This is a genomic window from Pseudomonas sp. Sample_9, assembly GCF_004307535.1.
Lineage (GTDB): Bacteria > Pseudomonadota > Gammaproteobacteria > Pseudomonadales > Pseudomonadaceae > Aquipseudomonas > Aquipseudomonas mercuritolerans.
Window position 1 is genome coordinate 1 of sequence record NZ_RAZO01000333.1, and the last position, 705, is coordinate 705.

At 52.6% G+C, this 705-nt stretch carries 1 protein-coding gene; it reads right to left on the minus strand.

Annotated features, from left to right (window positions below; all coding sequences use genetic code 11):
- Positions 1-474: hypothetical protein (locus D6877_RS18600; protein ID WP_130911721.1), on the minus strand; the 474-nt coding region annotated here is incomplete at its 3' end.
- Positions 475-705 lie beyond the last annotated feature (231 nt).

A 705-nucleotide genomic window follows, 5' to 3' on the forward strand; every position in this document is an offset into this window, starting at 1 on the left:
TGTCCCGTTCGGCAGTTTCCTCAGCCACTTTTGCTTGGGTTTGCGCAGGCGCCCGGGAATGAAACCGAAACGCGCCCAGCGCAGATTGCCCGTGCGCTGGTCGTAAATCACCAGGTTTCCATCGTCCTGCACAGTCATGTATGTGTTGTACCAAAGCGCCTTGTCGGCGCTGTGCGTGCTTTCCGCGATCCATAATCGTCGCCTGGAAGGGTCATACAGAAAGCCGCTGTTGCTGATCACGAACTGCAGCGGCTCGCGCATCTTCTTCGGGTGCAAAGTTGCGCTGTAAGGTTGATTGGCGTCGGCGATCCAGATAACCCCCTCACCGTCTTTGAGGACCAGATTTCCATCGCTTTGCAGCATCAGACGAAATCGACCGTTCTCGGATTGCAGGAATTGGCCGGGAGACATCGTTTGATTGGGCGGCAGTACAGAAGAACCGCTTGCTTGAAAGGGCGTATATCGCAGAGCCATGTTTTTGCACCTGTCTGTAATGAGAATGGAGACATCATTCGAACAGGTTCAAAAGCCGCATCAGCGGTACAGGGTTATCGGCTTCGCAGTCCTGTGCCTTTGTCGTTGAAACGCGGCATCAGTCATTTGTACAAGCACCTCACAGCGAATTCGCCTTTAATCCTTCCTTAACACCCCGCTCGCAGACTCTTGATCGTATTTCTCGATATTTCAAAGCAAAATTTTCCGCTT